Source organism: Paraburkholderia tuberum STM678 (assembly GCF_902833905.1).
In the GTDB taxonomy this organism is placed as follows: Bacteria; Pseudomonadota; Gammaproteobacteria; order Burkholderiales; family Burkholderiaceae; genus Paraburkholderia; species Paraburkholderia tuberum.
Map to the genome: position 1 here is coordinate 1 of NZ_CADFGP010000008.1, position 25,018 is coordinate 25,018.

General features: G+C 62.1%; 22 protein-coding genes, 1 rRNA gene and 1 pseudogene. 11 read left to right on the forward strand and 13 right to left on the reverse strand.

Features of this window, described 5'->3' with window-relative positions; all coding sequences use genetic code 11:
• Window positions 1-1,037 (forward strand): IS66 family transposase (gene tnpC, locus HWY30_RS08595; RefSeq protein WP_244144832.1); only part of this gene is annotated, 1,037 nt, incomplete at its 5' end.
• Window positions 1,038-1,196: 159 nt separating this feature from the next.
• Here the strand turns inward: tnpC (HWY30_RS08595) and rrf are convergent.
• Window positions 1,197-1,310 (reverse strand): 5S ribosomal RNA (gene rrf, locus HWY30_RS08600).
• Window positions 1,311-2,214: 904 nt separating this feature from the next.
• Between rrf and tnpA the strand changes: the two genes are divergently transcribed.
• The 5 genes from tnpA to HWY30_RS08625 are packed head-to-tail and all read left to right on the forward strand — an operon-like array spanning window position 2,215 to window position 5,370.
• Window positions 2,215-2,643 carry an IS66-like element accessory protein TnpA gene (tnpA, locus tag HWY30_RS08605; RefSeq protein ID WP_244144833.1) on the forward strand — a complete coding sequence of 143 codons (429 nt, stop codon included), beginning with the start codon at window positions 2,215-2,217 and terminating at the stop codon, window positions 2,641-2,643.
• Between the two features lie 32 nt (window positions 2,644-2,675).
• Complete coding sequence (gene tnpB, locus HWY30_RS08610; RefSeq protein WP_425199363.1) at window positions 2,676-2,984, forward strand: IS66 family insertion sequence element accessory protein TnpB; 309 nt, start codon at window positions 2,676-2,678, stop codon at window positions 2,982-2,984.
• Between the two features lie 30 nt (window positions 2,985-3,014).
• Complete coding sequence (gene tnpC / locus HWY30_RS08615) at window positions 3,015-4,571, forward strand: IS66 family transposase (RefSeq protein ID WP_090801434.1); 1,557 nt, start codon at window positions 3,015-3,017, stop codon at window positions 4,569-4,571.
• Between the two features lie 14 nt (window positions 4,572-4,585).
• The gene (locus tag HWY30_RS08620) at window positions 4,586-5,110 is read left to right on the forward strand and encodes a response regulator (protein WP_090808913.1); all 525 of its coding nucleotides are present in this window, start codon (window positions 4,586-4,588) and stop codon (window positions 5,108-5,110) included.
• The gene (locus tag HWY30_RS08625; RefSeq protein ID WP_090808911.1) at window positions 5,107-5,370 is read left to right on the forward strand and encodes a hypothetical protein; all 264 of its coding nucleotides are present in this window, start codon (window positions 5,107-5,109) and stop codon (window positions 5,368-5,370) included. The genes HWY30_RS08620 and HWY30_RS08625 overlap by 4 nt, the downstream gene beginning before the upstream one ends.
• Window positions 5,371-5,661: 291 nt before the next feature.
• Here HWY30_RS08625 and HWY30_RS08630 read toward each other — a convergent pair whose 3' ends face one another.
• A complete protein-coding gene (locus HWY30_RS08630) occupies window positions 5,662-6,783 on the reverse strand; it encodes a sensor histidine kinase (RefSeq protein WP_090808909.1) in 1,122 nt (373 codons plus the stop codon).
• Window positions 6,784-6,957: 174 nt separating this feature from the next.
• Here HWY30_RS08630 and HWY30_RS41505 point away from each other — a divergent pair.
• A pseudogene (locus HWY30_RS41505) lies at window positions 6,958-7,145 on the forward strand (IS3 family transposase); the annotation flags it as partial.
• A gap of 362 nt (window positions 7,146-7,507) precedes the next feature.
• On the opposite strand, the gene HWY30_RS08635 reads toward HWY30_RS41505, so the two are convergent.
• The 3 genes from HWY30_RS08635 to HWY30_RS41510 all read right to left on the reverse strand — a co-directional run bounded on the left by HWY30_RS08635 (window position 7,508) and on the right by HWY30_RS41510 (window position 9,366).
• Window positions 7,508-7,723 (reverse strand): hypothetical protein, encoded by a 216-nt coding sequence (locus tag HWY30_RS08635; protein ID WP_018424494.1) that lies wholly within the window; start codon window positions 7,721-7,723, stop codon window positions 7,508-7,510.
• Between the two features lie 62 nt (window positions 7,724-7,785).
• A complete protein-coding gene (locus tag HWY30_RS08640) occupies window positions 7,786-8,025 on the reverse strand; it encodes a hypothetical protein (RefSeq protein WP_090808907.1) in 240 nt (79 codons plus the stop codon).
• Window positions 8,026-9,078: 1,053 nt separating this feature from the next.
• Window positions 9,079-9,366, reverse strand: a complete 288-nt coding sequence (locus HWY30_RS41510) for a hypothetical protein (protein WP_090810393.1) — start codon at window positions 9,364-9,366, stop codon at window positions 9,079-9,081.
• A gap of 538 nt (window positions 9,367-9,904) precedes the next feature.
• Here HWY30_RS41510 and HWY30_RS08650 point away from each other — a divergent pair.
• Window positions 9,905-10,189, forward strand: a complete 285-nt coding sequence (locus HWY30_RS08650; RefSeq protein ID WP_090810391.1) for a hypothetical protein — start codon at window positions 9,905-9,907, stop codon at window positions 10,187-10,189.
• Between the two features lie 501 nt (window positions 10,190-10,690).
• Here the strand turns inward: HWY30_RS08650 and HWY30_RS08655 are convergent.
• The 6 genes from HWY30_RS08655 to HWY30_RS08680 all read right to left on the reverse strand — a co-directional run bounded on the left by HWY30_RS08655 (window position 10,691) and on the right by HWY30_RS08680 (window position 15,935).
• The gene (locus HWY30_RS08655; protein WP_090808905.1) at window positions 10,691-10,915 is read right to left on the reverse strand and encodes a hypothetical protein; all 225 of its coding nucleotides are present in this window, start codon (window positions 10,913-10,915) and stop codon (window positions 10,691-10,693) included.
• Window positions 10,916-11,191: 276 nt separating this feature from the next.
• On the reverse strand, window positions 11,192-11,395 hold the full coding sequence (locus HWY30_RS08660; RefSeq protein WP_012428559.1) for a cold-shock protein: 204 nt from the start codon (window positions 11,393-11,395) through the stop codon (window positions 11,192-11,194).
• A 374-nt stretch (window positions 11,396-11,769) separates the two neighbouring features.
• A complete protein-coding gene (locus HWY30_RS08665) occupies window positions 11,770-12,885 on the reverse strand; it encodes a dihydrolipoamide acetyltransferase family protein (protein WP_090808903.1) in 1,116 nt (371 codons plus the stop codon).
• 7 nt (window positions 12,886-12,892) lie between these two features.
• The gene (locus tag HWY30_RS08670; RefSeq protein ID WP_090808901.1) at window positions 12,893-13,870 is read right to left on the reverse strand and encodes an alpha-ketoacid dehydrogenase subunit beta; all 978 of its coding nucleotides are present in this window, start codon (window positions 13,868-13,870) and stop codon (window positions 12,893-12,895) included.
• Entirely contained in the window at window positions 13,863-14,951 is a 1,089-nt protein-coding gene (gene pdhA, locus HWY30_RS08675; protein WP_090808899.1) for a pyruvate dehydrogenase (acetyl-transferring) E1 component subunit alpha, read from the reverse strand. The genes HWY30_RS08670 and pdhA overlap by 8 nt, the downstream gene beginning before the upstream one ends.
• A gap of 324 nt (window positions 14,952-15,275) precedes the next feature.
• Window positions 15,276-15,935 (reverse strand): TetR/AcrR family transcriptional regulator, encoded by a 660-nt coding sequence (locus tag HWY30_RS08680; RefSeq protein ID WP_244144834.1) that lies wholly within the window; start codon window positions 15,933-15,935, stop codon window positions 15,276-15,278.
• An 87-nt stretch (window positions 15,936-16,022) separates the two neighbouring features.
• Between HWY30_RS08680 and HWY30_RS08685 the strand changes: the two genes are divergently transcribed.
• The 3 genes from HWY30_RS08685 to HWY30_RS08695 are packed head-to-tail and all read left to right on the forward strand — an operon-like array spanning window position 16,023 to window position 21,868.
• Window positions 16,023-19,172 (forward strand): efflux RND transporter permease subunit, encoded by a 3,150-nt coding sequence (locus HWY30_RS08685; protein WP_090808895.1) that lies wholly within the window; start codon window positions 16,023-16,025, stop codon window positions 19,170-19,172.
• An 18-nt stretch (window positions 19,173-19,190) separates the two neighbouring features.
• Complete coding sequence (locus HWY30_RS08690; RefSeq protein WP_090808893.1) at window positions 19,191-20,330, forward strand: efflux RND transporter periplasmic adaptor subunit; 1,140 nt, start codon at window positions 19,191-19,193, stop codon at window positions 20,328-20,330.
• A gap of 29 nt (window positions 20,331-20,359) precedes the next feature.
• The gene (locus HWY30_RS08695; protein ID WP_090808890.1) at window positions 20,360-21,868 is read left to right on the forward strand and encodes an efflux transporter outer membrane subunit; all 1,509 of its coding nucleotides are present in this window, start codon (window positions 20,360-20,362) and stop codon (window positions 21,866-21,868) included.
• 356 nt (window positions 21,869-22,224) lie between these two features.
• Here HWY30_RS08695 and HWY30_RS08700 read toward each other — a convergent pair whose 3' ends face one another.
• Both HWY30_RS08700 and HWY30_RS08705 read right to left on the reverse strand, forming a co-directional pair.
• A complete protein-coding gene (locus tag HWY30_RS08700; RefSeq protein WP_410451312.1) occupies window positions 22,225-23,331 on the reverse strand; it encodes a lactonase family protein in 1,107 nt (368 codons plus the stop codon).
• Between the two features lie 66 nt (window positions 23,332-23,397).
• Entirely contained in the window at window positions 23,398-24,954 is a 1,557-nt protein-coding gene (locus tag HWY30_RS08705; RefSeq protein WP_090808888.1) for a methyl-accepting chemotaxis protein, read from the reverse strand.
• Window positions 24,955-25,018 lie beyond the last annotated feature (64 nt).

Here is a 25,018-nt window from a genome sequence, read left to right on the forward strand (position 1 = left end):
CATCTTCTGGTTCCTTGTTGCCGGCCATTATGACCGACTCACGTCCCAGCTTTTCCACTTACCGACCTGTCCGAATTCTCGGCGCCACTTCTAAGCTCGACCCGGCCAGCATGGGCCGCTGGGTCGGCCAGTGCGAGGCCCTTTGCGATGCACTGACCGAGGCACTGCGCCGCTACACGGTGGCACCGTCGAAGCTGCACGCGGATGACACGCCTATCCCGGTGCTCGAGCCGGGCAAGAAGAAGACGAAGACTGGGCGCCTGTGGGTGTATGTGCGCGATGACACCCGTTCGGGCTCGACCGAACCGGCCGCAGTGTGGTTTGCTTACTCGCCGGACCGCAAAGGCATCCACCCCCAGACCCATCTTGCTGGATTCGAGGGCATCCTGCAGGCCGACGCCTACAGTGGCTTCAACGAACTGTACGAGAGCGGCAAGATCCGTGAAGCTGCATGCTGGGACCACGCGAGACGGTACCTCTACGACGTGCATGCCCGAACGCCTACCGAGGCGACCCGAGAGGTGCTCGAACTGATCGGTGCACTTTACGGCATCGAGGCCGACATCCGTGGCAAACCAACCGCCGAACGGCTGTGCGTGCGGCAGGAGAAAAGCGTGCCGCTGCTCGCGACCATCAAGACGTGGATGACGGACAAGCTCGCAACGCTGTCGAAGAAATCCGAACTGGCCAAAGCGATCCGTTACTCGCTCAACCAGTGGGACGCGCTCGCGCTGTACTGCGAAGAGGGTCGTGCTGAGATCAGCAACGCCCTGGCCGAAAACGCGCTGCGCTGTGTGAGTCTGGGCCGCAAGAACTTCCTGTTCGCCGGCTCCGACAGCGGAGGCGAGCGGGCAGCCGCGATGTACGGTCTGATCGGCACATGCAAGCTCAACGGGATCAACCCGCGCGCCTACCTCGAATACGTCCTGACCCATATCGCTGACCACCCCATTAACCGCATCGACGAACTGTTGCCCTGGAACGTGGCCACGAAGCTGCCTCGGCAGTCTGGCCCATCGGCGTCTGCTGACACGTAACCCGATTCCCGATCATGCCTCACGCGGGCGCCGCGTTGCGGACGGCCGTCGCGAGGTGCTTACGGCGGAGGCGTCGCTTGCTTCAATGCTGTTTGTTAATTTTGGCCGCGTAAACGCAAAAACCCCACCGCGGCGGGTGGGGTTTCTGACTGGGGAGGAGCCTGACGATTACCTACTTTCACACGGGCAATCCGCACTATCATCGGCGTGGAGTCGTTTCACGGTCCTGTTCGGGATGGGAAGGGGTGGGGCCGACTCGCTATGGTCATCAGGCATGACGGGTTGCTGCGTCGCAGGGTTGGAGTCAACCGGTTGCGCCACAGCCAATCGGGAAGAAGCGTAAAGGATTCGGGTGTGTGGGGGTTGTGTTGTTTCTGGCACAACACTGAATCCCAACCGTGCGTTTCTGTGAGCTCCCGCGGGAGGTCACACAAATCCCCTTCGGGGATCGGACCCGCGTAAGTGCTGAAGCACTACCGCGGGTCGAGACACACCTGTTATAGGATCAAGCCTTACGGGCAATTAGTATCAGTTAGCTCAGTACATTACTGTACGTGCACACCTGACCTNGAGTCTGGCAACGATACGCGCGCTGCTGCACGCTCCGGCAATCATTGACGCCAGCGATGACGGGTCGCCGCACACTACGGCACCGACCTTCGTGTGCCGGCACTGCGGCGCGCCGATGGTCATCATCGATATTCTGCTGCGCAGCCATCCGATTCGCGCACCGCCAACGTCCCGGGGTGATCCATGAAGACAGATAACCCGGGATGTCCAGACTGTCGGCTCTTCGTCAACGAGCGCCAACAGGAGACACTTGCGACGCCTGCCCCGGACAGACGGTGCCGCGGTCGCGGCACGGCTACACGCGCGGCGTACGGCAGCGTCGACAGCACGTCTGTACCGAACGTGAGGCGGATCGGCCTCAGCATCCTGTGGCCCAGTCGATGATGGAATCTGTTCAATCCCCATAGCCGCTCAAGCTCACGCCGCATCGGTCCACTCCGCGGTTTCCTCCCTCGAGGCTTGTCCAACGCCTGCCCGCATGCGTCGTCGTGCGCTCACGCGTCGGCACACAAGGGCAGGCGTCGAACAAGCCTTAACAAGCATCGTACCCCGTACCGTAAGCACCTCACGACGACCGTCGTAGACGACGGCGAGAAGCGACATCAAAGTGGTGCCCATCATTTTCGATTTGATGGACATCACTGTGACAGAGTCGGAAGCCAAGTCGGGTAGCCGCAAGGGGCGCCCGAATTATGATCGCGAATTTCGACGCCGTCTTGCGGCCGCTGCATGCGAGCCCGGTGCATCGGTCGCGAAGCTGGCGCGGGACAATGGCATCAATGCAAATATGCTGTTCACCTGGCGGCGTCGCTATCGCGAGCAATTGCAGGCGGAAACGACGTCGCTGATTCCCGTGGCGGTGGTCCATGAAACGCCGCCGCAGCGCGTGACGATGCCCTCGGATGCAGGGGCCGTCGGCAACCGGACTACACGAGCCGGGACAATCGAGATCCGGTTCGGTGACCTGGTAGTCAAGGTGGACGGCATCGTCGACGCCGATACCCTACGGGTCATACTGGGGAGCGTGCGATCGTGATCTCTCTACCCACGGGTACACGCGTCTGGCTGGTGGCAGGCGTCACCGACATGCGCTGCGGGTTCCAGGGGCTGGCGGCAAAGGTGCAGACGGCGCTCGAGGACAATCCGCTGGGTGGCAACGTGTTCATCTTCCGGGGACGGCGCGGCGATCTCGTGAAGGTTCTGTGGGCGAGCGAGGACGGGCTCTGGCTTCTTGCGAAGCGGCTTGAGCGTGGTCGCTTCGTCTGGCCACAGGCCGATGGCGGCAAGGTCCATCTGACGGCGGCGCAACTGTCGATGTTGCTCGAAGGCATCGATTGGCGGCAGCCGCGTCGCACCGCTGCACTGTCGATGTTGTAAACCGAGCAGAAGACTCGTAAACTGCGCCGCATGTCGAACGGCGCCGAACTTCCTGACGATGTTGCAACCCTGCGGGCCTTGCTGGTCGAGGCTCGTGCCCAGCTTGCCGAGCGCGATCTGGAGATCGAGCAGCTCAAGGCGCAGCTCGACAAGCTTAGGCGTATGCAATTCGGGCGCAAGTCCGAGCAGTTGGACCGGGAGGTTGCACGGCTCGAAACCGCGCTCGAGGACTTGACGGGCGAGCGCGGCGTCTCTGATGTGCGGCGCGCCCGCCAATCAAGCGCGAGCACGCCTGTGGGCAACGCATCGCCGAAAGAAGCGCTGCCGCCGCATCTGCCACGCGAAGAACGCGTACTGGAGGCTGACGCGACCTGCCCGAAGTGCGGCAGCGCGATGCAGCCGCTCGGAGAAGACGTGTCCGAGCAGCTCGCCCGCGTCGCGGCAATGTTCAAGGTGATCCGCACGATCCGGCGCAAGACGGTCTGTCCGTGCGGCCACCACTTCTCGCAGCCGCCGATGCCCGGCCTGCCGATTACGCGCAGCATCGCCCATCCGAGCCTGCTGGCCGACATCCTCGTCTCGAAGTACGCTGACCACGCCCCGTTGTACCGGCAGTCGCAGATTGCCGCGCGCGACGGCGTGAAGCTCGACCCGGCCAGCATGGGCCGCTGGGTCGGCCAGTGCGAGGCCCTTTGCGATGCACTGACCGAGGCACTGCGCCGCTACACGGTGGCACCGTCGAAGCTGCACGCGGATGACACGCCTATCCCGGTGCTCGAGCCGGGCAAGAAGAAGACGAAGACTGGGCGCCTGTGGGTGTATGTGCGCGATGACACCCGTTCGGGCTCGACCGAACCGGCCGCAGTGTGGTTTGCTTACTCGCCGGACCGCAAAGGCATCCATCCCCAGACCCATCTGGCCGGATTCGAGGGCATCCTTCAGGCCGACGCCTACAGCGGCTTCAACGAACTGTACGAGAGCGGCAAGATTCGCGAGGCTGCATGCTGGGACCACGCGAGACGGTACCTCTACGACGTGCATGCCCGAACGCCTACCGAGGCGACCCGAGAGGTGCTCGAACTGATCGGTGGACTTTACGGCATCGAGGCGGACATCCGTGGCAAACCAACCGCCGAACGGCTGCGAGTGCGGCAGGAGAAAAGCGTGCCGCTGCTCGCGACCATCAAGACGTGGATGACGGACAAGCTCGCCACGCTGTCGAAGAAATCCGAACTGGCCAAAGCGATCCGTTACTCGCTCAACCAGTGGGACGCGCTCGCGCTGTACTGCGAAGAGGGTCGTGCTGAGATCAGCAACGCCCTGGCCGAAAACGCGCTGCGCTGTGTGAGTCTGGGCCGCAAGAACTTCCTGTTCGCCGGCTCCGACAGCGGAGGCGAGCGGGCAGCCGCGATGTACGGTCTGATCGGCACATGCAAGCTCAACGGGATCAACCCGCGCGCCTACCTCGAATACGTCCTGACCCATATCGCTGACCACCCCATTAACCGCATCGACGAACTGTTGCCCTGGAACGTGGCCACGAAGCTGCCTCGGCAGTCTGGCCCATCGGCGTCTGCTGACACGTAACCCGATTCCCGATCATGCCTCACGCGGGCGCCGCGTTGCGGACGGCCGTCGCGAGGTGCTTACTTTTCACCGGCAGACGTGAATATCCATCCCTTCCACCAAACCGATGCGCGCTGCAGCTGGCGTTGGAGAGTCGCAGACACCGTGTTGTGCTCGCGGAGAACGGATGGGACGCACCGCAGAAGGCCCACACGGATTTTCCGGAACTCGTTATCACCGATTTGGAGATGCCGGAAATGGACCGCAAGGAGCTTTGTCGGCGTCTGAAGTGTCAGGCGGTGTTTTCCGGCTTACCGGTGGTGCTGCAGTCGGCTATGCCGGAACCTACGGAAGAGATTCGCTGCTGGACAGCGTTCCTGCGAAAGCCGGCCTCGATAGCGGCGTTGCTTGACGCCGTCGACAGGTTCATTGCAGCGCGCCTGACCTATGCGCGGGCGGCAACAGCGCTCGCTTATTGTTCGCCACTTCCTCCGGGCATGCCTCATGCTGCACGCGGGTCAGAGATGCGAAAGCAGTTCCCGAACCGGAGACGATCATGAAGTTGATAATGGCAGGAATCAGCGCAATTTCCATCATCGCTAGCACTTGCGCATTTGCGCAGACCAACACCGGCAACGCTGCGCCAGCGCACCGCGATACTCAAAACGCGCAGCCGGGTGCCGCTGGCCAGAGCATGGGACGTGCTGCGGACGCCGGCAACAGCAAGCCCGCCAGTGGCACATTGATGCAGAAGCGTGAGCAGGCGATGTCGCCTCAAGGCGCGTCAAACTCGAACGCAACTGGCGCGATGAAACAATAATGGCGACGCGAGACCCCATGGCGGCGACTGTCACCTTGGTTCTTCCCGCTTCAGCCGTTGCGATCCTTGCTGCGCGGTCGGGCACTTCCGGGCCGAACGCCGTGAGCCCGAGTTCGGCCGCGCAACTCCATCCTGCCCTTCCTATTGCCACGATGCTGCGGATTTGCTTCATGCAGTCGTGGTCGGTCTGTGAGGACCGGCGATGGAAAAGGCGCGTCTCGGCAGGTGTAAAACCACCAGCAGATCCCCACATAATTCGTGGCACGCCCGTTACCCAGCCTGGCTCGCCTGCTACGCCCGGCGCGGCAGACGTACGGCGAATGCGGTCTCTTCTTTATCCGACCGCGCCTCGATCGCGCCGTGATGCGCCTTGGCGATTTCGCTCGCGATATACAGCCCGAGCCCAAGGCTGCCTTGCGCGTCCTCGTTGATTTTTCGCTCTGGACCTCGCTGAAGAGGATCAAAGATGCGCTCCAGCAACAGTCCCTCGATGGCTGGTCCGCTATTGCAGACTTCGAAGCGCACCTCGGCCTCGTCGCCAGTCACCACGACGCGAACGGGCGCGTCTCGCGCGCCATATCTGAGCGCATTCAGAACGAGATTGCCGAGCAGTTGCTGCAGACGCGGACCGTCCCAGACACCCTGAACGTCACCGTGCACCTCGAGCTCGATCTGCCGGTCTGGATGGACTGCGCGCAACTGGTCCAGCTCATCGGTGAACACGTTCGTCAGATCAACGGGAGCAGGTATGACGTTAATACCTAGCCCGAGCCTTGTTCGGTTGAAATCGCACAGATCATCCAGAAGTGCCTGCATCCGGGCGCCGCTGCGCACCAGACGGGCTGCAGCTTCTGAAACGCGCTGCCCCGCATTGAGCGCGGACAGATATGAAGCTGTCACCTGGATCGTCTGCAGCGGGCTCCGCATGTCGTGTCCGAGCATCCCGAGCAACAGATTGCGAGCCTGCTCGACTTGTGTGCTGAAAAAACCGAGTGATTCGGCCAGCGCCTGATCGATGGCCTCGTTGAAGCGGATGATGTCATCCAGATGAGGCGCATCGGGCTGACACTCATCCATCCACAAACGCAGCACGCTTGCACGCAAAGCGCGGTATTCCGCGGCCAGCTGGTTGATGTTGAAACCGCCTCGAGCGCGCAGGACCGCATGGGATTGCGCAGCTGTCTCCGGCGCATCCGTCAGCCGGGGTGCCCTCCCCAAGGATTTTTCGTGCTGCGCTTCCCTGCTCTGCGAAGTCTGCAAATCCCTGGCTACTGCTTCCAGAATCTGCTGCGCGTGGTCGCGCAACGCGAGGGTGCCCATGTTGCCAGCGGCTGGCAGCAGCGTGGCGGCAAACGCCTCCCACTGCGCCAGAATGGGCTCCATTTCCTGCACGATAAAATCGGACAGTCGCATGCCTACTCCGGCGAAGAAATTGAGGAGATTTTTAGCCGAACCGATATTACGCGTCAGTTCGTCGCGGGATCCATCGGGTTTACACCGTCTTGGACTACCTGGAGGTAGTCCATGTACTTGTAATGAACCGCCTGGATTTTCTGGACAGTGGTGAGCGTTCGTGTCCGGCCTTTCATGAAACGCCACAACGATTCGCCGCACGCCCCCGAGCGGTGAGGACTGGGGCGGCAGGTCGAATCGCTTCGACGCGATATCCGCCAATTGCAGCTTGAACACGACATCCTGGAGAAGACCAATCAATTGCTAAAAGAGACCTGGGCGTCAACCTGCAACTCCTGACCAACCGGGAGAAGACGTTGCTGGCCGGGGTGGCTCTCACGTATGCACGAGGCGAAACTGATTCGGTCGATGTCGCGCAAAGGGTGCTCGCCCGACAATGTGGCCCCACGCAGTCCCGCCGATACGCTGTGTGCTCGCTCTCTATCCGACGGCTCTTTCTCTTTAGACCGCTTAGGTGGTCCGATGTCCGTACGGCCCCCTGCTTTTCGAGTTCTACTCTCTCGGGTACTGTGGCCGTCAAGCGGAGGCACCGGTTTACCAGAACCGATGGGCAAGCGATTGGATCGAAACGCGTGACCAACATCCCGCTGCATCTTCCTCTGATGGCGAATGGCCGGCCTGCACGCCAATCCCTCTCTCGTTGCTTCCGTAGGTGAGACGTCTGTCACCCGAAGCGCGCGTGCAGCCAGTCTTGCGCCCAGTTCTTCGCATAGGCTATCGCGTCCTCGCGTGCGTCGAAGCCTGCCAGATCGCCACTCGAATGAATCTCGTACCCGGTACCGTCGGCACGGCTGCCGCTGATCCGTGCGTGGGCCATGTACTCGCCGTCGGCCCGCCGGGGGGTCGGGTCGATAACGATCAGGGTGGAATTGAAGCGCATGGTATTCCTTTGGGGTTATCGCTCGATTGCGACTGTCGCAGAGGGGCGTCGAAAAGCGCGACCTAGGTGCTCAGCATGGCCATGATTTGTCCGGCCTCGCGATCCGAATCGCAGCTTTCCATGCCGCGTTCGCATAGAAGCGCACGAATCGACATGAACATCAGAAACGCGCCCGCATCGATCTCGTGACGGCGGTCATGGATGAGACTATCCAGTTCGCCCTGCGCGCCGGGCGGCAGAAACCGATCGACGATGTCAGCACCATCGCACCGAATCCATTTCAGCAGGTCGTTTCTTTCCATACCACACTCCAATGATTGCAACGGCTCTGAGTCAACCACCAGCGGATGAAGTTCGAGCCCGCGGTAGAGACGGGGAACCGGTTGTGATCGGTACCTTTGAGGCCGTCTCATTGTGTAGCGGAAAAGACGAAGCGTAGCGACGTGGCCACTGCGTCCGCTGCCGTTCAGGAGGTCGGCCACGTTTCGGTTTTGGGTGAAAGCGTATCTCCGGTTCCGTCGGGTACGCAACTTAAGGACGCGAGGACCGGTCGCAGGTCGAGTGACCATTTCATGCTACGCCCATTGATGGATTTGTACAGAAAAACCCGTGCTCCAGGCGCCGTCAGAGAAGCACAGGGAACATGCAAGTCAACCCGGCACTTACGTACCGCAGCGCCAGTAGGCGGCGGCGATCCGAAGATCCACATCGGACTGCCTTTCTTCTCCGGTTCATCATGTGGCGACGCAGAGTGCGCCTCCGACATGCGCGGCAAGCAGTCTCGACGTCAACAATTCAACCACGGCGAAACGAAGCGCGCGAAACTGCATTGCAGCCCCGTCCACCCTTTTTGGCGGAAATCGATTCACCCTTTCGTCAGGTAATAAGGAGTTCCAGCGTTACCCGACCGCCTGCGAGGAGACCGATGCGGTGTTTGCGCCTCTGGCTCGACGCGGACGCACCCGCAACCACCCGATTGCCGAGCGTGACACGCAACGGCTATCCGGACCGGCTTCATTTCGGGGGTACGTGTTCGTCGCGGAACAGTTGGAAACGCGTGGCCCGATTGGGCGACGAGACGGCGTGAGCCAGCGACGCCAATTGCTGCTCGACTTGCAGGTCTGCGGTACGTTTTTGCAGCCGGCCACATCGAATCTTCGGGGAAGGCAAAATCGCGAATCGTTCAGGAGGGTGATCGCCGGCGAGCGTCCCGAGCAGCACGTCGATCGCAGCCCTGTCCCGCTATTGCGGCAGCCGCCTTTTATGTGCGAGCGGCGATCAGATCGGCCATCAGGCAGACAGCAATTCGTCGCACGATCGAGCACATCGATGGATGCTGTCCGTCAGCGGCGTTTTCATATGTCGATGACCGAAGCGCCGCTCACCTTTCCGTCGACGATGTCCTTTCCCTGCTGCCGGGCGGCTCGCCTTGCCGTACCGAAGTCAGAGAATGTATGCGTTTGGTTCAGCCTGAAGACCCGGCTTGCGGAGGGAATTGCTGTCGCCGCCGGACGACATATCCGTACTGCAATTTCGTAACCTTCCGCGTAACGGGAATGTCCGTCAAAGCGACTGAATGTGCGGGGAAAGACAAGGGGATGAAGTTCGTACCCCTTGTAGAGAAGAATCGGGTGTGTCGACATGATGGTCACTCCACAGGGTATGGCTCACTATACGCTGGAACGGGTTACATCGGGCGGCGCAGACGCAGAGGCTGTTACCAGAATTGTATTGACCGATAGTACTGTCGCGCGTACCTTGAAACGTGGGGTCGGCAAAGCGGGGCACTGCCCGGATTGTCATAGCGTTGGCTTGGATGGCCGGCGACGGCTGTCTGCCTGGTTCCACCTCTGCGCTTACGTTGCAAACCCTTCAAGAACACCGCGCGATCAACAGCGTCTGCTTGCCACGCGCGATGAGGCTGGCCAAGGATACGGGAGCGACCCACTTCGTGAGTTCGGGACAGTGTGGTGCCCGATCGGACAAACGTGAGCGGAATGCCGGGTGAGGGAACGCTTGCGGATGTTAAGCACGAAGCTCGGGCATCCGCGTACCGGACAGCTAGCCAGGAAACTTCGTTCCGGTCGCCTCGTCGGTGTGGCTCGGGGGCGTATCTCCTTCGGCCAAACCTGCACAACGATCAAAAACGTGCTGCTTGCTGCGGCCAAAAGGAGTGACCTGATGACAACCATTCGCCATTATCGCGGCCTCGATATTTCCCTACTCGTGTATCCGCATCGCACGACTCAACCAGGATATGGTCACAATTACGAGGAAGGATTCGATGCGTCGATTCGCATCAGCGACCCGGATTCCATGACGGACAACCCGCGAAGCCGCTTATTCCGTGTGCCCGGCAAGAGGCCCTTCGTGAATGCCGGCGACGCAAGGCGCGCGTCGGTGGCCTACGCCGAAATGCTGATTGATACTGACGGCTTTGATCGCGCCATCCTGGAATCCCCCTAAGCGCTAGAGCCGGAACCCGAGTCTATGCGGAAGGTACCCGTGTTCGCGCGCGCCAGCGGCACGCCATCAACAATGTGTGTGATAAAGAAGTTGACCTTCTGATCGTCAGTCGCCACATGCTCGGCAGGCTATGCCAGTGCGACCGCATTGCTGCCAGTTCCGGTCATCGCCTCCTCAGGCGTCGACCACGAAGTAGATACCGTCATGCCCGAAGGGAAGCCATGTCCATTCCATCTCGGCCGCATAGTGACCGATGGGTGATTGCCGTCCGCCCGCGCCTGCGTTCACACTTCGACCCATTCTGAAAGCTCAAGAGCGTCGTCGACTTCCATGCCGTGCGTAGAATGCCGAAGACGTCGATAGAGAAAATCCAGAAGTTCGCACTGAGCGCGGCTCAAACCGAAAGGTAACCAATCGATCGCGCGTGATGTTTGCGCGCGCCTTATCGCATGCGTCCTGATGCCTGAGATGCGTTGAGCGTGCAGATCTGGGGCGTCGCCGTTAACCGCGCGTGTCGACCCAGTTGCGTGCCCAGCGTGTCGAGTGCTGCAACGCCTGCTCCTCACTCGTGAAGTAATCGAGCGAATAGAACTGGTAGCGGCCGTCCGCGCGCTCGCTATCGGCGCGTTCTAGCAGCAGGTTGGAGGAAAAACTGCCGTCGGGCAAACGATGCGCCGAGGGCTGTACGGCATAGCCGTTGTATTGTTGAGTTTGTTTGTTCTGCATTTTAGTTTTAATAATGTCGAGTGCGCGCGTGCCTTGCGAAATGTGCACAGGTACGCCGATTCAAAGGCATCTCAGGCCGAATCTGAAGCACTCGGAAAGCGAAGACGTGGCGCTAATGCCAGAGGGGAAAATGAGCGCAATGAGACGTATGGCGCTTGGCAAGCTGCCGGCGAAACCGATGCAGCCAGGAGCGAACGCGCCACTTCAGGAAACAACGCTCCGTAAGGAAGTCCCTGCAACCCGGCGTCCGTCGCGGAACGCCGGGCTCTTCAAACTTTACAGCGGCTTGATGTTAGCTGCCTGCAGACCCTTCGGGCCTTGCTTCGTTTCGAAGCTCACCTTCTGATTTTCAGCCAGCGTCTTGAAACCGTCGCCGCTGATTTCGGAGAAGTGAGCGAAAAGGTCATCACCGCCCTTGTCCGGGGTGATGAAGCCAAAACCTTTGCTATCGTTGAACCACTTAACAGTACCGGTATCCATGAAGAATCCTTGAGAAAAAACGGGAAAATGTGCTCCGTTGAAGAGCGTATGAAGCGTCAAGGAGGGAGAGGACAACGAATACCGCTGAGGAGCGAGCAATTGATGAACAGCAATCGAACTTCTTGAACTTCATGCGGCACCTTAACCGCCAAGTGGTACCAGCGTCAATACTTATCTTGTAACTGTTCCACGGGGCGGGGCCGTTTTGCAGACGAAGCGATCCAAAGACCGGGTGCGCTGCACGAAGCTGCGAACCGGCACGCCTCGATCGATTTACGGATTGGCATACGATTTCGCTGTGCCTAAATCTGCGAACGTCCCAAGCTGGACACAACGCATACACCTTCTGAATTTTTGAATTCGCGCGGTCACAGCTACTGCGCCATCTGCAGATCCACGATCGCCGCGGCGAGAAACCGTGCTGCTTCGCCGCCCGTGACGACCCGATGGTCGAACGTCAGACTAAGCGGCAAGATCCGATGCACGGCCGGAACGCCACTTACCGCCACGACCTGCTCGTGAATGCGCCCCGCTCCGAGGATCGCGACAGTGGGCGGCACGACCACGGGAGCTGCGTATTTGCCGGCGATCATGCCGAAGTTCGACAACGTGATCGTATTGCCGCGCAGTTCCTCCGGTGGAATCTTGCGTGCCCGGATGTCGACACGCATCCGGTCGAGGCCGCCGCGCAGATCCGCTGCGTTGCGGTGCGCAACGTCGCGCAATACCGGTACAAAGAGGCCATCCGGTAGATCGACGGCAATGCCGAGGTCGATCTTTTCCAGTACGTGGCGCCGTCCCGCATGTCCGTCGAACCATGCGTTGAGCCCGGGTTCGGCGCTGCATCCTGCTACCAGCGCACGGATCAGGCGGATCGTCACATCGGTATGTGGCGGCCACTCATGAATGTCGGCGTCGTCGATGACGGTCGCGGCCGCCACTTCGCTCTGCGCGCGCGCCATGTTCTGCGCCATCGCGCGCCGCACGCCGCGCAGCACTTCGGGCGGGCCGAGCTGAGCGAGTATCTTCGCGACGCGCTGCACGTCAGCCGCCGTGATGACACCCTCCGCCCCCGACGGTGTCACCATCGCAAGATCGACATCAAGCTTGCGCGCGAGCGCCCGCACCGCCGGGATCGCCTTGATTGTGCCGACACCCGTGCCCGGGCTGCCGCCGAGCGCCGCCGGTGCTTCGTGCACCACATGCTGGCCGACCTCCATATGACCGACCACGGTACCGGCATCGGCTTCGTCGGCCGCTCCTTCGAATGCGACGAGCGGCGCCCCCAGATGCACGATATCGCCGGGCTGGCCGAACAGCTTCGCGACTCGGCCGGATTGAGGCGACGGAATATCGACGATCGCCTTCGCCGTTTCCACCGACAGCAGCCGTTGATCCGCGCGAATGTCTTCGCCGCTCCTGACGTGCCACTCGACGATCTCCGCTTCCTGCAAACCTTCGCCGAGATCAGGCAGTTTGAAAATTTTCATGGCATCCCTACGCTTCCAGCGCCTGCCTGACCGCGCCAACGATGCGCTCAGTGCCTGGCATGTATTGATTCTCGAGTCTGTACAGCGGCACCACCACGTCATAACCGGTGACGCGCTGCACCGGTGCGAGCAGCGAGTACAGTCCGCGCTCGGCGATGTTGGCGGCGATCTCCGCGCCGACCCCTCCGGCATGCGAGCCCTCGTGCACGATCACGCAGCGTCCGGTTTTCGCCACCGACGCGAGAATGGTGTTCATGTCGAGCGGCTTGAGCGTCGCCACGTCGATCACCTCGGCCATTACGCCTTCCTGCGCGAGCAGATCGGCCGCGGCCTGCACGTCTTGCAACGCCCCGCCCCAACTCACCAGTGTGACGTCTGCCCCATCGCGCAACGTAAAGCAACTGTCGAGCGGCAGCGCTTCGCCGTCATCCTCCACCGGCTGCCTGAAGAGCCGGTACAGCCGCGTCGGCTCGAAGAAGATCACCGGGTCCGGATCCCGGATCGCCGCCAGCAGCAAGCCGTACGCGCGTGCTGGCGACGACGGCGTCACGACGCGCAGCCCGGGTATGTGGGTGAACAGCGCTTCAGGGCTTTCGGAATGGTGCTCTGGTGCGTGAATGCCTGCGCCGCATGGCGCACGGATCACCAGCGGACACGTCAGTCGTCCGCGCGTTCGATGCCGCAGACGCGACGCATGATTCAGGATGTGATCGATGGTCGGGTAGACAAACCCGGCGAACTGGATCTCCACAACGGGCTTAACGCCCATCGCCGCCATGCCGATCGCGCAGCCGGCGAGGGCGGTTTCGGCCAGCGGCGTGTCGATCACCCGCTGAGCGCCAAAGCGCGTCTGCAACCCGACGGTCGCGCGAAATACGCCGCCGTTCACGCCAATGTCCTCTCCGAGCAGCACAACGGCAGGGTCGTGCGCCAGTTCATATGCGAGCGCCTGATTGAGGGCCTCGACCATGTTGAGGTCAGCCATCGCCGTGCCCCTTAGCCGGCGCGAAACGTTGCGCCATCGCCAGTTCCTCACGCATCGCTGCGGGCAACGCCTCATACAGGTGATCGAACATCGCGGATGGGCCCGCAGGCGGTATCGCCAGGTACGCGTCGACGGCCTGCTCGACCTGCGCACGGCACGCCTTACCGAGTCCCTCGTCCTGCGCCTTGGTCCAGACGTTCACGTGCATCAGGTAGGTGCGCAAACGAAGCAGCGGTTCGTATTCCCATTGCTTGGCGATGACCTCGGCGTCGCGATAGCGCGTCGCGTCATCGGCCGTCGTGTGATCACCAAGGCGATAGCTGAGCGCCTCGATCAGCGTCGGGCCATCGCCGCGGCGAGCCTTGGCGAGCGCCGCGCGGACAACCTGATGCACGGCGATCACGTCGTTGCCGTCGACCTGCAGCCCCTCTATTCCTGCAGCGATCGCTTTTTGCGCGAGCGTTTGCGCAGCGCTCTGGCGGCTGCGTGGTACAGAAATCGCCCACTGGTTGTTATTGACGACGAGCACAAGCGGCGCCTGCCAGACACCGGCCATGTTCATCGCCTCGTAGAAATCGCCCTTGGATGTGCCGCCGTCGCCGAAGATCGCCACCGCAACGCGCGGCTCGTGACGCAGCAGGAACGCGTAGGCTGCGCCGGCCGCATGGCACACCTGTGTGCCGATCGGCACACAGTTCGGAAAATCGTTACGGGGCACGCTGAAATCGCTGCCGCGCTCGTCGCCGCCCCAATACAGGAGACTTTCCGTCATCGTGACGCCGCGCAGCAATTGCGCAGCGTGATCGCGATACGAAGGGAACAGCACGTCGTCGGACTGCATCGCGCTGGCGACACCGACACCGATCGCCTCCTGGCCGACCGACGACGCAAAGGTGCCGAGCTTGCCGGTACGCTGCAGCGCGACCGCCTTCGTGTCGAACGCCCGTGTCAGCACCATCGCGCGATAGAGCGGAATCAGCGCCGCCGGGTCACGTGCGAAGGCTGGCAATGACTGGACAGGCTCGCCATCGGGGCCAAGGTATTGCGTATAGCCGATATGAAAGCTGACAGCCGTCGTCATGTCCGCCCCCCATGTTCTTTCAGATTTCAAATACGTGCCGGAGTTCGCGCGCGAGCGCTACCGCGTTTGTGCCATCAGAGTTCGGCGCGTACCAACTTGAGTTTAGGCAAGGGAAACACATACAGGGGGCCAATTCCTCGCCGCCTCAACCACACGCGGCACGGCAACCAGGAATACGAACGCCCGATTGTCGCAATGCAGCAGCGGGTGGCCGGTTGCGCGGCCCCGGAAGCAGACGGGAATTGGGCCTGCATCCCGCCGGCCGCGGCCGCTCCAGGCGAATATCGGCCGGGCAGAATCGGACGAAGACCGGAACGTGCTCGCTCAGAGCACCTTGCATCCAGCGAGGAAGATGCGGACCGCCTCACGCGCGATTCTGTTGCGCTCCGATGCGCCGGGGCGCCTCCTGGTGGCGCCAAGCAGCAGCCGCGCGCGGACCCCGCCGAGTACCAGGTGTAGAAACTGCTCGGTAGCCAGCGCAACGTCATCGAGTTGCAATGCGCCATCGGCGACTGCCGAACGAAGATAGTCCGAAAGCGGCTCCATGCCGCGTAGTCCACCCGCCTTGTTGTAATACCCGCTGATGAGTTCGGGAAAACGATAGGCCTCGGTCAGAAGCAGGCGATGCAATGCGATCATGTCAGGCCGCGTGCACACATCCAGCAGATGGAGCGCGACCTTCTCGAGGACATTTTCCGGACGGCGCGCATCGAGCACGATATCGCCGAGCTGCGTGATCCATGAACGACGCAGCGTCTCGACGATTGCGCTGAACAGGCCCGCCTTGCTGCCGAATCGATCGTACAGCGTTTTTTTTGCAATACCCGCCTCTCGCGCGATGCCTTCAAGGCTGGTCTCGCGATATCCAGCGGCAAGAAAATGGCGCTGCGCAACATCGAGCAGGCGCTGCAGACGAATTTCGGACTCTCGCAGCGTAGGACGCCCGCCTGATCGGATAGGTTGAGTCTGTGTTTCGCGCGTCACGATCCAGGCCTATTGACAATGTCTACCGACGGCGGAAACTATACCGGCGCGTTTCCGTCAAGCTACCTGGGACTCGGGGCGAGGTCAATGGTCGATTTCTTTATCGAGCGTCCGATCTTCGCATCGTCGATCGCCATCATCATGGTGCTCGCGGGGCTCATTGCCTGGTTCAACCTGCCGGTGGAGCGGTTTCCGCAGATCACGCCGCCACAGGTTCTGGTCAAGTCGACCTATACGGGTGCGAGCGCGCAGGTCGTGGCGGACACCGTCACCGCGCCGCTCGAAGAGCAGATCAACGGCGTGCCGGGTATGAGCTACCTGTCGTCGGTGAGTGCCAACGATGGCACGTCCACGATCACCGTCACGTTCAACGTCGGCTACAACATCGACATCGGCGCGGTCGACGTGCAGAACCGCATCTCGCAGGCGACGGCGCAGCTTCCCAGCATCGTCAATCAGGCCGGCATCACCATCCAGAAGCAGAACCCGAACTTTGTTCTGGCGGTGAATCTCTATTCGCCAGACGGCTCGATCGACCCTGTCACCCTCAGCAACTACGCTTATCTCCAGCTCGTCGACTCGCTCAAGCGCCTGCCCGGCGTGAGCGATGTCACGATCTTCGGCGAACGCCGCTACTCGATGCGCATCTGGCTCGACCCCAACAAGCTCGCCGCGCTCGGCATGACAGCCAGCGATGTCCAGCATGCGATCGCCGAGCAGAATGTGCAGGTCGCCGCAGGCAAGTTCGGCGAGGCGCCGGCGCCGGCGGGCACGACGTTTCAATACCAGATCAACACCCACGGCCAGTTGGCGGACGCGCAGCAATTCGGCAATATCGTGCTGCGCGCCGGCACGGCGAGCGACGCAACTGTGTATCTGCGCGACGTGGCGCGCATCGATCTGGGCGCACTTCAGTACACCTCTAGCGCCTCCGTGAACGAACACCCGGCGGCGCTGCTCGCCGTCTTCCAGTTGCCGAGCGCCAATGCGCTCGACCTCGACCAGCGTGTCAAGGCCACGATGCAGACGCTTGCAAAGCGCTTCCCGAAAGGGATGGCGTGGGGCATCACCTACGACACCACCATGTTCGTGTCCGCCTCGATGGTCGAGGTGATGAAAACGCTTAGCTTTGCGCTGCTGCTGGTGCTGGGCGTCGTGTTCCTGTTCCTGCAGAGCTGGCGGACCACGTTCATTCCGATGATCGCCATTCCAGTGGCGCTCATCGGCACCCTCGCGATCATGCTGGTGCTCGGCTTTTCGCTGAACACGGTCAGCCTGCTCGGCATGGTCCTCGCTATCGGCCTCGTCGTCGACGATGCGATCGTCGTGGTCGAGAATGTCGAACGCCAACTCGAGAGCGGGCTGACGCCCATGGCTGCGGCCAAGGCGGCGATGCGGGAAGTGACGGGGCCGATCGTTGCCACCTCGGCAGTGCTCGGCGCCGTGTTCGTGCCGATCGCCTTCCTGCCGGGCGTGACGGGCCGCCTCTACAATCAGTTTGCGTTGACCATCGCCATTTCGGTGGCGCTCTCGGCGTTCAATTCCCTGACGCTCAGTCCGGCGCTCTGCGCGTTGCTGTTGCGACGGGACAGGCCGCCACGGTTCATCCTGTTTCGCAAGTTCAATCAAGGCTTTAACTGGGCGCGCAGCCACTACGCGAATTCGCTGCGCGACTTGATCCGGCTGCGCTGGCTCGCGCTGGCGGTCTTCGCGTGTGGCCTGGGTGTGACCTGGCTGCTCCATTCGACGATCCCTTCCGCCTTTTTGCCGGTTGAAGATCCCGGCTATTTCTATGTGATTACGCGACTCCCGTATGGCGCTTCGCTGCAACGCACCGAGGCCGTAATGGAGAAGACCCGCGCGATCCTGAGGGCGACGCCCGGCGTGGCGAACGTGCTGTCCATCAGCGGTCTGAATTTCATCACTCGCAGCACGACGTCGAACAGTGCGGCCCAGTTTGTGATCCTGAAGCCGTGGGACGAGCGAGGTGCGAAGCAGAGCGTCGCCAACCTCATCGCCACGGTACAGCCGAAGCTCAATCAGATTCCGGAGGCGGTGGCGCTTGCACTGATTCCACCGACTATTGCCGGCCTCGGCACCTTCGGCGGCTTCGATTTCGAAATCGAGGACCTGAGCGGCCGGGGCAGTGCCGCACTCGGCGAGGCGACCCAGGCCTTTCTCGCCCAGGCGCAGCAACAGCCTGAACTCGAGCGGCGCACCCTGCTCACCAGCTACAACACGTCAACGCCGCAATACGATTTCAATCTCGACCGCGTGAAGGCGAAGCTGCTCGGGCTCAACCTGAGCGATGTGTTCAATACGATGCAGATCTATCTCGGCTCGCTGTACGTGAACAATGTGACGCTGTTCGGCCGCACCTTCGAGGTGTTGCTCGAGGCCGACGACAACGCCCGCGGGAACCGCAGCGACCTGTCGCGGCTCTACGTGCGCAACGCCGCGGGAAGCATGGTGCCGCTGGGCACGCTCGGCCGGCTCGAACCGACGGTGGGGCCGGACACGGTGCCTCATTACAACCTCTACGGTGCCGCGGAGATCACCGGCAGTGCGGCGCCGGGCTACAGTTCGGGCCAGGCGATCGCGGCGATGGAGCGCGCGGCGCGCGTTTTGCCGGCGGATTTCGGCTATGACTGGACGGGCATTACCTATCAGGAGCTGCAGGCCGGCTCGGTCGCGGGCCTGGTCTTCGCGCTCGCGCTGTCCTTCGTGTTCCTGTTCCTCGCCGCGCAATACGAGAGCTGGACGTTGCCGTTCACCATCATCCTCACGGTGCCGCTAGCCCTGTTCGGCGCGCTGGGGCTGCTGTGGCTGCGCCACATGCAGGTCGACATCTATGCGCAGATCGGTTTCGTCCTGCTGATCGGGCTGGCGGCGAAGAACGCGATCCTGATCGTCGAATTTGCCAAGCGGCGCCGCGAAGCCGGCCTCGATATCGTCGCGGCGGTGACCGAGGCGGCCCGCCTGCGTCTGCGCCCGATCCTCATGACCGCGTTCGCGTTCATCTTTGGCGCCGTCCCATTGATGATCGCCTCCGGCGCGGGCGCCGCGAGCCGCCGCTCGATCGGGACGACGGTGGTAGGCGGCATGCTCGCCGCCACCCTGCTCAGCCTCGGATTCGTGCCGATCTTCTACACGGTGATCGAGCACTTGCGTGAGGCCGTGCTCAAACGTATCGGTCGCGCGCCTCGCGATGGCGGCGAGGCGGCGTCCGGGGATTGATCGGGGAGCAACGGCGCAATGAGAGTCGGCAAACTTCGCGTTGTAGCCCCGGGCCTGGCGATCGCCGTAGTCGTCTGCGTCCTGTCGTTCACGGGTGGGGGAGCGCGACAGGCTACCGGCAGCCCGCCCGCGCCGGACCCAGCCGCCCCCACCGAGGTGCCCGTAACCCAGGTGGTCGAGCAGACCGTGCCGGTTTACCTCGAATATGTCGGCACCACGGACGCGATCCGCACCGTCACGCTTCAGGCGCAGGTGACCGGCTACCTGGCGAAGCAGGGGGTGTCCGATGGCTCGGACGTGAGCAAGGGCACACTCCTGTATGAGATCGATCCGCGCAGTTATCAGGCGGCGCTCGATCAGGCGAGGGCGCAGGCGGCAAAGGATGCGGCTGCGCTCGAATATGCCATCGCCAGCCATCGCCGCAATACGCTGATGAGCGAGACGGGCGACGTGTCGATCGATACGCTGCAGCAGTCCGCGAGCACCGAGCATCAGGACCTGGCCGCGCTCGCGGCGGATCGTGCGCTGATCGAGACGGCGCTGCTCAATCTCGACTTTACGAAGATCCGCGCGCCGTTCTCCGGGCGTCTCAGCCTGAGTCAGGTGCATGAAGGTGCGCTCGTCAGCAGCACGGGGACCCAGCTCAACACCCTCGTGCAGCTCGACCCGATCTATGCCACCTTCAATCCGCCGGACACCGATCTCGCCACTATCCAGCGGGATCAGGCGAAGGGGACCATCGCGGCCGAGGTCATCGTCGGTCAGGGCGCGAGCCCGCAGTACCGTGGCAGGCTCACGTTTCTCGACAACAACGTGGGGCGCAGCAGCGGCACCATCACCGCGCGCGCGACCGTCGAGAACCCGGATCACACGTTGCTCCCGGGGCAATTCATCCGCGTGCGCCTGCACGTCGCGGACGCACCCAACACGCTGCTGGTGCCACAAGTGGCCGTCGGCTCCAACCAGCTTGGCAAATACGTCTACGTCGTCGGCGCAGACAAGCGGGTCGAGCAGCGCTACGTGACCCTCGGCTCGGACTACGGGCCACTTGTCGTGGTCAGGAAGGGCGTCGTTCGGGACGATTCGGTCGTGGTCGGCAATCTCCTCAAGCTCAGCCCCGGCATGGCCGTGAAACCGGTTGCGGCGAAGCCTTCGTAAACGGCCCGGAACATGAGGAGCGCGCAGCAATGACATCGAACCCCGGCTTTGCGCGTCACCCCCGGGCAGCATGTTGCCGCAGCGCCGCCTGCGCGGCGCTTTCGGCGGCGACGCTGCTTGGCGGCTGCGAAGTCGGACCTGACTTCGCGCCACCCGGGCCGCCGCAGGTCAGCGGCTATACGCGGGAGCCACTGCCGGAGCGAACCGTCGCGTCGGACGTCCACGGCGGCGAGGCGCAGCGCTTCGTGCAAGCTCTCGACATTCCGGGGCAATGGTGGACGCTATTCCACTCGGCTGCGCTAAACGCACTCGTAGAACGTGCGCTTGAGGCCAACCCGAGCCTGCAGGCGGCGCAGGCCACCCTTCGCGAGGCCAACGAAGCGCTTTACGCAGCACAAGGGGCGCTGTTCCCGACGGTGAGTGCGGACATCTCGACTGCTCGCGAGAAGATTTCGGGCTCGCCGTTCGGGATCTCGACCGCGGTGCCGGTCTTCAGGCTCAACAACGCCTCGGTGAGCGTCACCTACCTGCTCGATATCTGGGGCGGTACGCGCCGGCAGATCGAATCGCTCGCCGCGCAAGCCGAGTACGAACGCTTCGAACTCGAGGCGAGCTATCTGAGCTTGACGTCGAACGTCGCCACGGCCGCCGTACAGGAGGCTTCGTTGCGGGCGCAGATTGCAGCCACAGAGGAGATCGTCGACATCGAGACGCAGCAACTCGCGGGATTGAAACGGCAATTCGCGATCGGCGCCGTCGCCAATGCGGCGGTACTCGCGCAGGCGGCCACGCTGGCGCAAACACGCGCGCAGTTGCCGCCGCTGCAAAAGCAACTGGCGCTGACCCGCAATCAGCTCACGGCCTATCTTGGCCGCTTCCCGAGTGACGAGCTGGTCGAGACGTTTGATCTCGCGTCGCTGCAGTTGCCCGACACGTTGCCGGTCAGCCTGCCGTCGACACTCGTCGAGCAGCGTCCGGACATTCGCGCGTCGAAAGCGCAACTGCACGCCGCAAGCGCAGAGATCGGCGTCGCCACCGCCAATATGTTGCCGCAACTCACGCTCAGCGCCGCCTATGGCAGCGAGACCAACGATGCGCTGTTTTCGCCGGGAAGCGCGATCTGGAACCTGGGAGCGGGACTCACGCAGCCCCTTTTCGAAGGTGGAACGTTGCTGCACCGGCGCCGCGCCGCAATTGACGCTTTCGATGCAGCAGCGGCGCAGTATCGCAACACCGTGATCTCGGCGTTTCAGAACGTGGCTGATGCGTTGCGAGCGCTGCAATCAGATGCGGACGCAGTGGTGGCCGAGGCAGCAGCCGAGCGGGCGGCGGCCGACAGCCTCGCTGTGTCCCAGCGCGAGTTCCACGTTGGCGCGATCAGCTATCTTGCGCTGCTCGACGCGCAGCGGACGTACCAGCAGGCCCGCATCAGCCTCGTCCAGACTCAGGCCACCCGGTATTCCGATACCGTCGCACTCTTTCAGGCTGTCGGCGGCGGATGGTGGAACCGCAGCGATGTGGTGCGTGAGCGCGGCTAATGATCCTCATCGCGGGCATGCCCTTCCGTCGCCCGGAACCATGCGGCACAGCCATGGTCCTGGCAAGCCATTCCGGACCGCTCGGATTGACATCCTGTCGGCCCGCAATGAGACCGTGGCAAATCTGGTTCGAGTGGTTCAGAGTGGCCGTAAGTGGAGGGTCGACCTTCTCTATAGCGGCCGTTCGCTGCCACGAAAGCCTGACGTTCTGCAACGGGGCGCCGGGTGCGTTCCAAGGCAGCGCCACCTCTCGGAAGACTGGACGCATCACCGCCGACAAAACGCAAATCGTGGCGCCCAGTGAAAGCCGAAGCAGGAACGCCATGCTCACCGCACGGCGATCCGGGAATCAAACCTCAATCGGCGTTCGTGCCATCAAACTCCACGAGTTCAACCCAGTTCGCGCCCTTGCCGACCGGATACTGTCCGATCGCACTCAGCTTGCCAGTCTTGCGATCGATGTTGTAAACGCTAAGGCTCGTCGATAATTGCCCGACAGCCAGCAAGTACTTGCCGGACGGATCGATATTGAATCCACGCGGTTGCTTTTCCGTCTGGTACGTACCGATACGCGTCAGCTTGCCAGAGGCAGCGTTCACCTTGTACGCCGCGAGCGTGCTCGATGTGCGCTCCGATGCAAACAGGAATCGCCCGTCCGGGGTCAGGTGGAGATCGGCCCCCCATGGCTTGTCGCCGGAGAAATCGGGCGGCAGGATCGAGACTGTTTCGACCGGCTTGACGGTGTCGCGGGTGCTATCGAAGGCGAGTACGTGCAGCTTGCCGTCGAGTTCATCGATCAGGTACGTGAAGCGATGATCCGGCGAGAATACGAAGTGACGTGGTCCCGATTTCGGCGGCAACGAATAGGCGGGCGCGGTGTCCTCGGTCAACTGCCCATTCGAGGCGTCGAACTTGAGACGGAGCCAGGCATCCGCGCCGAGAACCGACGCGAATACGAAACGGTTGTCCGGAGCGTTGCGGATCGCATGAGCCATCGGGCCGGTCTTGACGGTCTGCTGTACGTTGCCGACCACACCATCCGCGCCGATCTGGTTCACCGCCAGAAGGTTGCCGCCATATGACGCGGAAAAGAGGTAACGGCCGTTTGCGTCCGTCGAGATATACGCCATGCTATCCGCAAGCGGCGCCCTGCCGAGTTCGATCAGCCGGCCATCGAGCGGATTGACCGCAAAGCTCACCACGCGATAAGGCTTCGAACGCAGTCCTGCGTAGAGCCGAAGGTGATCCGGCGAAAACGCCATCGGCATCACCGTTGCACCGACAGACACAGTCTCCACGGGCGCAAGCGAGCCGTTCGACTTGTCGAGACTGAAAACCGAGATATTCTGACTATCTGCATTCGATACATATGCGTACGTCGCGGCCTGTGACATGCAGGAGAGGGAAGCACCGGCAATCAGAATTGCGGTGGCGCCCAGCACGCCTTTAACGTTCATATTCATACCCCAGTTAGAAATGATTTAGATTGTCTGAATCGACCAGCGCTTTGCGTCGGTCAATCGGAGCTTCTATTGCGCGGCGAGGCGGAATGCCGAGACTGCATCCGTCATTGACTGCGCCTGCTGTTCGAGCGCGCTCGCGGCAGCGGCGGCTTCTTCGACGAGTGCCGCATTCTGTTGAGTCACCTGGTCCATCTGCGTAACCGCCTGGCCGACCTGTTCGATGCCCGTGCTCTGCTCGATCGTTGCTGCCTTGATTTCATTCATGATGGTGGCCACGCCGCGCACGGCGCTAACAATCTGCTTCATCGACTGACCCGCCTGCGCGACCAGGCTATTGCCGTTAGCCACGTCCTCGACCGAGGCGCCGATCAAGGTCTTGATCTCTCGGGCGGCGTCCGCGCTGCGCAGAGCTAGACTGCGAACTTCGCTTGCGACCACGGCGAAGCCGCGTCCCTGCTCACCGGCCCGTGCCGATTCGACCGCCGCATTCAGCGCAAGGATATTGGTCTGAAATGCGATGCTGTCGATCATCCCGGTGATCTCGGCGATCCTCCGCGAACTCTGGCTGATTGAATTCATTGTCTCGATGGCGCGCTCGACCACTTCGCCGCCCTGCTCGGCGACATCGGCTGCGCTCGAAGCCTGTGCACTTGCCTGCTGCGCGTTATCCGCGTTCTGTTTGACGGTGGACGTCAATTGCTCCATGCTGGCCGCGGTTTCTTCCAGTGCCGCTGATTGCTGCTCTGTGCGGCTCGACAGATCCACATTGCCCGCGGCAATCTCGCGCGCGCCGCCGTAAATGGCCTCGCAATTGTTGCGCACGTTCGCCACTGTCCGAGCCAAACCACGCTGCATCCGCTGCATCGCCGCGAATAGCTGACCGATCTCGTTGCCGCTCGCCTCGGGGATGCGCGCTGTCAGATCATTCGCCGCGATTCGGTCGAGCAGATTGGCGGCGTCGTTCAGCGGAGTCGTCACGATGCGCCGCAGCGCGAAATGCGCAGCGACGATCAGGACCAGCGCCGCGCTCACTCCGAAAATGACCAGGCTGACGACCCACGTATATTCGCGATCGAGCTGCGCGATGGCATCGTTCGACAACCTGTTAGCCATGCTCTGGAATTTCTCGACATTCACCGAATACGCCACACCGGTTGACGTAATGTCGTGATCGTTGATAGCGGCGTAGGCGTTCGTATCGCCGGCACGCAGAGCATCGGAGGCTTTCTTCAGAATCGCGGCGAGGTTGACTGACGATTCGATCAACTGCTGCTTCAACCCGTCGTCCTGGCCACGAAAAACGGCGGCGCTTCGAAACGACTCGGTTTCCGCAGCCGCCCGGTTCATCGTCGTTTCGGCGCTCTTCAATGCCGAGTCTCGCGTCGTCTCGTCGTTGCGCTCCTTTAGAGCTGAGTAGGCTCGTGTCAACGCGGCTCGAGTGCGTGTGGAGTCCTTGTATGCGTCGTTGACGAGAATTTCCTGCGTCGCAATCTGATGGATGCGGTTGAGATTGGCGTTCGCGCGGCTGAGCGTGGCGACACCGATCACGCCGCCCAGCAAAATCATCGCCGCAAAGATCAGGAAGACAGTCAGGAGACTATTTCGAACCGATACGTTTCTCATGCCGCTTTTCAACCCGGTGTTGTACGATGACCTCTTTATCGGCAGATTCCGCGATCTCTTTAGA